This is a genomic window from Aeromonas sp. QDB39, assembly GCF_027707585.1.
In the GTDB taxonomy this organism is placed as follows: domain Bacteria; phylum Pseudomonadota; class Gammaproteobacteria; order Enterobacterales; family Aeromonadaceae; genus Aeromonas; species Aeromonas hydrophila.
In genome coordinates, this window is sequence record NZ_JAPCIV010000082.1 from 1 (window position 1) to 6,676 (window position 6,676).

Here is a 6,676-nt window from a genome sequence, read left to right on the forward strand (position 1 = left end):
TAGTACTGAACATAGCTCCAAGACTACCTCTTAAGTTAAGAGGGGCGAAGTGTCTGGATCTTCAAGGGGCCAATCTAGACCGGTGATAGTTCTGGCGGACAAACAATACTGGGGTGCAATCAAGCCTTTGTTCATTTGATGGATAGTAGCTTGCAGCGCCTAAATCAAACCGATGGCTTTCCTGTCATGCTGAAGCAGATGGCCGAAAAACATAATCTCTCAGAGCAAGAGATCGCGTATCGGCTTGCTGGTGAGATGATTGGTAGTACCAAAAGAGCTATTGGTGATGCCTTCCAATTACCAGGCGGTAAGATAGTCGTTGAAGATAGTGTGGGTACCAGATCCAACAATGAGGATAGTGAAATTGCTCAGATGATCGCCGCATTCACAACATCGGTTGCGAATGCTGTCAACGCTCCAGACGCAATTGTGTTCCGCCAGTCTATCCCGATTCAGATGGCTGTTGCGCAAATGATTCTTCTGTTGGTTATACCCATCATCTTGGTATTTAGAGGCTTCGACATCAAAGTTACCCTGCTGCTTGCGGGTCTCTATTTCGGGGTTGAGTTCACTGCTGCGATCGTGGCGTTGGCAACCTGGGTAGGAAGTTTGGTTGATGTTATATTTGCTACCGTTTCCACGAATGGAACATATGCTCGTGCCGCAGCTCTTCAGCTCTACACCTATTTGCCATGGGTCTGGTTCTTCATCCTGGGGCTGGTCGGCATACAGGTTGTCATGCCGGGAATTGGGTCGCATGGCGCCGACTTTGGTGGTTCATCTGGGAACGTCGGGAAACTGCTCTCAATGGCCAAGGGGGGGGCCGGACTAGCCACAAAAATGGGAGCCTCATTCATGAAATGACGTTGATAGACCACAAATGTTCACGATATGAAAATGGGGCCTTTGGCCCCACTTTCGATTCTGATGGATAGTGGTTCAGTCATCAACCCCATTACGATGCCAATCGTATTGGTTTTCAAGTTCAGCCTCTGCCCTGTCAGATTCAGACCTACCCGAATCATGGTCAGCGGAGAATGCGCTTGAGTTTCTCAAGTAAATGGCCGAGAAAATTCCAACCACAATCGTAATGAATGGCACCTTGAATGCCAAAAACAGAACCGTAAAACAGATGCCAAACATGGCAGGGTACAGCAGGAACAGATCCCCGCTAGTTGTTTGCCAATAGAACAAGGAGTACATCCACCAGGCAACCAGAGCAGGCAGGAGAACTGCAGCTATGGACACCCTACCACCGAGCATTGGCCAACGTAACCTATGGCAAATTTTTGCAATAGCCACGACACTAAGTAGCATTATGCATCCAGCCAAGATACTGAATGACAATCCACCATGATGAGCCTTTACTGTGAACAACCCTGAGACTAATTGAATTTGATTGATTGCATAGTCAGCTTCTGTGGACTTTGTAAGTTGGTAGACCACATATGAAAATGCAAGAGGTCCATTTACAGGCATCAGATTTCCTGATTTTCTTTCAACCCAAATCAAGGCATTGGTGCATATCTGATTGATCACTTTCATCACCCCCTATCAACGTTGGCAGCTGTGTGCAACCGAGCAGCTTCGGCACACTCCTGGATGAGATGAGAATATCTTGATAATTTCTCCCTCTTGAGCTCGTCGAGCCAACAAAACAAATTTTGATATTTCCTTGAATATCTGCTCGTCGCTCCCCAGCACCACCTCACGCCGGGTCCCCTTGGTTACGACTACTGCTCGATGGATCGGCATTTCTGAACGTGCAGCGAGGACGGATGCCAACAGTTGAACAATGTCAGATTGGTACACTCGGCCCGCACGGCTCTTGTATTCAACCATCACGTTTTGACCGTTCTGGGTGGCAATGATGAAGTCAGGTTTCGCTGTTATTCCGTACTTTTTGTTGATGAACAGCTTCGATTTTCGCCCTTGGTCGGCATAAACTATCTTGCCCTCAATCCCTAAAGGTGAGCCAGGCCGATGTGACCTGCGCCGAGCCAGGTACAACAGTGCGACAAAAACCACGAAGGCAATGAGAAATGCCATAATTATGCATCCTTATTTCCTGCCACCATCCGGGCGAAAGCCAGGACCAGTGAGGCAACTGCAGTCTGTGCACCCGGGAGGGGAGATAGCAACTTGATGGCGAAGGGGGACAATGCATAGTAAGCCTTGATCAATATGCGGCCAAGGTAATGATGGCTCAGATAGCTATCTCGCCAATCCCGTAGTCGCTGTGTTGCTGGATGGTTCGACCCTAGTGCATAACTCGCTACGAAGCAGCGCTGGTCCTGTGTTTGTTGTTCGAACACCGCCGCGGTCACGCTCTCATGACTTGCTGTGCCATAGTCAGCCTTTGCCTGGCTCTGAGCACTCGCAATCACCCCTTGTTCTTGTAGGCTGCTGCCATGCGGACACCATGCCATCTTGCCGATTTTGCTGGCACTCACCAGTTTCCTGTCGTTCATTCCGGCTACCCTCGTCTCATTTCAGCGGAAGGACTTACCGCTCCATATTATCGCAACCTGACAGGGTGCAAGCACGAGGTGAGCGATTGTTGAGAGATTGATGGTCGGCGGGGGGGGGAGCTTCACTGGGCAGGGTTACAGCGAACAACACCTGGATCGCATGCCGAAGACTCCCGTGGCTAGTAGTGAGCAAGCTGGGGGTTGTAAATTTTCCATCAACGTGCGAGATTATAAAGTAATTACTGCTATGCAGTAGTAGGCGACCAAGGGGTTAAGCAAGTCGCCCTGTCTGTTGACAGATCCCAGCGTCCAATTTCCTTGTCGTGGGTACATCAAACTGCTTTCTGAGTGGTTTGATGTACCCACGACACGATAGGAAATTTCATGGACATAACCTTCGCTGGTGAACTCGCCGTTTTCTCTGCCTGCTGCATCGCCGGGTGGCAGATTTCAAAACCTGTGATTGCCGTATGGCGATCCCTCACTTTATCCCACCCCACGAAAGCCAAATTTCGTTCCTGGTGATTTGCAAGTCCCCTTTTCAGGGGCTTGCACACTCAATTCCATCATACGTCAGCATCATGCAGTTTCCCTTGATTCTACATACCCATACTTGGTTGTATCGGCATGATGAATTTCGGGCAACATGCCTGAATAGCTAGTCCGTGTAACCATCTAGCAGCCATTCGGCACCACGCACATCAAACCCAACCAACAGGTTAACTCTTAACTAGGCTCACGCCAGATTTTAAGGTAGGCAATATGGAAACCATCATAGTCTTGGGGTTCTTCGCTATTCTCGTTTTTGCCTTTGCCGGCGGAATGAGGGAACAACTGCTCAAAAGCACTGAGGCTGACCAGCGCGAACTGGATGGCCATCGCAAAAAAGCCATGATGGCAGAAGCCGCCACAATGGCTGCAGACATCATCAAACAAGAGTTTAGTAATGAGTTGTCGGAGGTACGTTTTAAAGCAGCAGTAGAGAGCGCTGTTGAGGAACGTCTTCGTGCAGCAGGGGTCGTCGGCGCTACCGTCAATCCCGCGGCCGCGAGGCCCGCTAGACCTGCTAGACCTGCTCAGGCAGAGGCTAGTTGGCGCGCCCAGGCTGCAGGGATGAACCTTCATCCCCAAAGCTCAGATGAAAATGAAGTCGAACAGCAGGCGTACCAGCCTGCTGAATACTCACGGGAACAAGATTTCCCTCAAGCACGTCCAATGTGACAAAGAGGCTGCCCCAGGGCAGCCTCTTATCGCATGCAGTTATGTGAATCGGCTCAGGAAAGCACGCTTTTTCCTGAGATGATTTGCCAAGTGGCAAAGAGCGATAGGGGTTTTAAGTCGCAGGCGTACAGCCACCCAACATCAACCACATAGGATTACGACTATGAGAATGAGCAACAAGACAAACGAGGTGAGGCTTGGCGGTTACGTGAGCCATGCCGACATCCGGATGGGTCAATATGGACCGTATGGCCCGGCAACCATCGCAATCGATGATGGTTATCGGGACCCCAAATCAGGACAGTGGGTAGATCGTACCCAGTTCATTCGGGTGGAGCTTTCTGGGGAAAAAACCCCAGCCATCAAGAAGGGTGACTATCTTGAAATTTCTGGGCGGCTCGCCTTTGAATCTTGGGAACAGGGTGGGGTAACCCGTTCTGGGCTAAAGGTTAAGGTGGCGTGTATCAACGTACACATTCCGGTCGAGGCAATAGCTTGTTTGAAGCAGTCCGGCTTTGCCAAAAACTCGCAAGGGCGGCCTCAGCAGAGTCAGCAGAGTCAGCAGAGTCAGCAGTCTCAAAGACCTCAACAAGCCTCACGCTCGCAACAACCTCAGCAAAACTGGGGGCATCCCCAGCAACACCAGGCCAGCCCCCAGCAACAGCAGGGACCCCGGCAACAGGAATATGACCACCGTCGCCGCGCCTAACCAATCAGCCTGAAATGGCAACACCAACCAGCCTCGCATTGACGAGGCTTTTTTTTTGGAGAAAAACATGGCTATTCAAACCGTAGATAAAATTCTTGGTGTCCAGATCGACGAAGTTAATGACACGCTTCGAGACCTGTTGTTCTTAGAAGTGATCTGCGCTGGCTACAGTCCGACTACGTTGGATTTCAAGAAGACCATTCGGTTCATCGAGCGCACCCAGCTCAACCCTTTCGATGGGACGTTGTTTGCTCGTCGCACCAACCTGGGGATTGAGATCGGGCTGCGTGTAGATGGATGGCTGCAGCTTGCAAAACAGGCTGGCGTCAGAGAGATCATCCATACCTACTCCGAAAACATCCTTACCTTCGCTGAGATGGCTAAAGATGTTCGTGGGCATGAGTGGATTGAGACTACATTGGTAGCTGCTGATGGCGGGCGGTTTGTGCACCGGGAGTATCTGGCTGAGAACTTCTTCAATACAGAAGCCTGGTGCCATATGCCCAATAGGTCGTTGGGCCACAAATCGACTGCTCAAACGATCCGGTTATTAACTGGCGTTTACGCAGCAGATGAAAGCCAAGCGAGTATCAGTCCTAAAGATGGTGCGTATTCCGGTGAAGTTGAACAGTGATTCCGGAATCTGTGAACACCATTTCCGGAAAGTATGCGGCCAGGGATTCTGCGAGCAGAAGCTGAGCTTTGAGGGGAGGCATCTTTTCGACTCACCGAACAAGCCAGCAGCCAAGCGCAGCGCGGCAGTTGTGGATCCAGGTCATTGGAGCATGACGGTTCATCTGACATCAGAGTTCGTGCTCTGAGGTGTCCGGAAATGGTGTACACGCAAGCCGGAATCAGCGTTCATTTTAAACCGGAATAGGTGTTCATTTTCGACCGGAATATGCAGATGGGGGGCTTACTGTCCTCGTAGATAGTGGACCGGCCGCCCAGGTCGAAGCGAAGCCAGCAGAAGCGCCGGCCGCCCAGGTCGAAGCGAAGCCAGCAGAAACGCCGGCCGCCCAGGTCGAAGCGAAGCCAGCGGAAACGCCGGCCGCCCAGGTCGAAGCGAAGCCAGCAGAAACGCCGGCCGCCCAGGTCGAAGCGAAGCCAGCGGAAACGCCGGTGGCTCATGACGATGCAAAACCAACCACACTAGAGGAAATTATCAAATTCCCATGGGGTGGTTACTTACCTTCAGATCGGTTGCGTGGGGATGTCCGGATCGGTTTTGGCCGGACAGTTCAGACAAAGCAATGGGGTGCTCTTCGTGGGTACTTCAAGTCAACCAGAATGAGCGATGATGATCGCGCATGGGTGCTAGCCGCTCTCGACCAGATGGAGGCTGTCACTCATGGGTAAGGATGAAGATCTCGTGGTTCGCCGCGGTTTAAGACCTTTGTAACAACAGAATGAGGGCCTTTGGTCCTCTTTCTCATTCTCGAAAGAGTTATTCGTAGATAGATGAAAACGACGAATTACTCTCGGGTGATCACGCGAATAGGCCTGCAAATCGCGCTAGCGGCCAACACCAACCCGGGCGAAAGCCCATAACCAAGAACCGTAGGGGAGAGGCTGCCCTACGGGCCGCCCTCCTTCTCTATGGAGGGCACCATGATACTTTGGCAACGAGACATGTTTGATTCTGATAAGGATGTGCTATTCATCCCCTCAGAACGGGCAATAAAGCCAAAAGGCTCAACGAAATCTAAGGCTGTTGTCAGTGAGCCTGTTTCACTGACCAATAACAGTGCAATGCCATTACCGTTGCTGTTCCCGGAACTGTTCCAGGAAGACCAACCGGATCTGCAAGACAGGCCTGAAGAGGGCTCGCTTGTTTGGTCCGATGACGGTATAGCAACTCTATGCGGTGTTGTACTGAATGATGCCATTTATGGCCTGATTTCACCAAAGTGCGGCACTGAATCGAGGGAGTTGGGGATCGAATGGTTGTTCAAACAAGAGCTTGCACCCTTCAGCTTTAGGCATTGCTGCATCATGTTAGATGTCAACCCCGAACGCATGCTTGCTGGGATTTTCCGGCAGGTAGTCACTAGGCGGAACTATCTACGACGGTGCTCAAAACTGAGCCACAAGGAACATGAACTGCTCCTGTGGCTTGAAATGCAGGGCTGGCTGGATGAGGTTATCTCGATGGCCATGACGGACGAAGATGACGGTTGGGATTTCAACCCAACAGCCACGGTAATCCCCCCGAAAAACCAGGGTGCTCATAAGTAGAATTTTCCCGTACCTTGAACGCAGGAGGTTCTACATG

9 protein-coding genes are annotated in these 6,676 nt (G+C 51.2%); 5 read left to right on the top strand and 4 right to left on the bottom strand.

Going from position 1 to position 6,676, the window contains the following annotated elements; all coding sequences use genetic code 11:
- Positions 1-150 precede the first annotated feature (150 nt).
- A complete protein-coding gene (locus PG899_RS23580; protein WP_270697782.1) occupies positions 151-864 on the top strand; it encodes a hypothetical protein in 714 nt (237 codons plus the stop codon).
- A gap of 75 nt (positions 865-939) precedes the next feature.
- Here PG899_RS23580 and PG899_RS23585 read toward each other — a convergent pair whose 3' ends face one another.
- From PG899_RS23585 to PG899_RS23595, 3 genes are read right to left on the bottom strand one after another with little or no spacing between them, the layout of a single operon-like run.
- Complete coding sequence (locus tag PG899_RS23585) at positions 940-1,545, bottom strand: hypothetical protein (RefSeq protein WP_210537778.1); 606 nt, start codon at positions 1,543-1,545, stop codon at positions 940-942.
- Positions 1,546-1,554: 9 nt separating this feature from the next.
- On the bottom strand, positions 1,555-2,049 hold the full coding sequence (locus tag PG899_RS23590) for a CRISPR-associated protein Cas4 (protein ID WP_210537776.1): 495 nt from the start codon (positions 2,047-2,049) through the stop codon (positions 1,555-1,557).
- A gap of 2 nt (positions 2,050-2,051) precedes the next feature.
- A complete protein-coding gene (locus tag PG899_RS23595; protein ID WP_210537770.1) occupies positions 2,052-2,471 on the bottom strand; it encodes a CFI-box-CTERM domain-containing protein in 420 nt (139 codons plus the stop codon).
- 762 nt (positions 2,472-3,233) lie between these two features.
- On the opposite strand from PG899_RS23595, the gene PG899_RS23600 reads away from it, so the two are divergent.
- The 3 genes from PG899_RS23600 (at position 3,234) to PG899_RS23610 (ending at position 5,035) form a co-directional block, all read left to right on the top strand.
- Positions 3,234-3,692 (top strand): hypothetical protein, encoded by a 459-nt coding sequence (locus PG899_RS23600; RefSeq protein ID WP_210537762.1) that lies wholly within the window; start codon positions 3,234-3,236, stop codon positions 3,690-3,692.
- Positions 3,693-3,855: 163 nt separating this feature from the next.
- Positions 3,856-4,401, top strand: coding sequence for a single-stranded DNA-binding protein (locus PG899_RS23605; protein WP_270697783.1), 546 nt, complete (start codon positions 3,856-3,858; stop codon positions 4,399-4,401).
- A 67-nt stretch (positions 4,402-4,468) separates the two neighbouring features.
- Entirely contained in the window at positions 4,469-5,035 is a 567-nt protein-coding gene (locus tag PG899_RS23610) for a hypothetical protein (RefSeq protein ID WP_270697784.1), read from the top strand.
- 227 nt (positions 5,036-5,262) lie between these two features.
- Here PG899_RS23610 and PG899_RS23615 read toward each other — a convergent pair whose 3' ends face one another.
- The gene (locus PG899_RS23615; protein ID WP_270697785.1) at positions 5,263-5,532 is read right to left on the bottom strand and encodes a hypothetical protein; all 270 of its coding nucleotides are present in this window, start codon (positions 5,530-5,532) and stop codon (positions 5,263-5,265) included.
- Positions 5,533-6,012: 480 nt separating this feature from the next.
- On the opposite strand from PG899_RS23615, the gene PG899_RS23620 reads away from it, so the two are divergent.
- Entirely contained in the window at positions 6,013-6,639 is a 627-nt protein-coding gene (locus PG899_RS23620; RefSeq protein WP_270697786.1) for a hypothetical protein, read from the top strand.
- Positions 6,640-6,676: the final 37 nt, after the last annotated feature.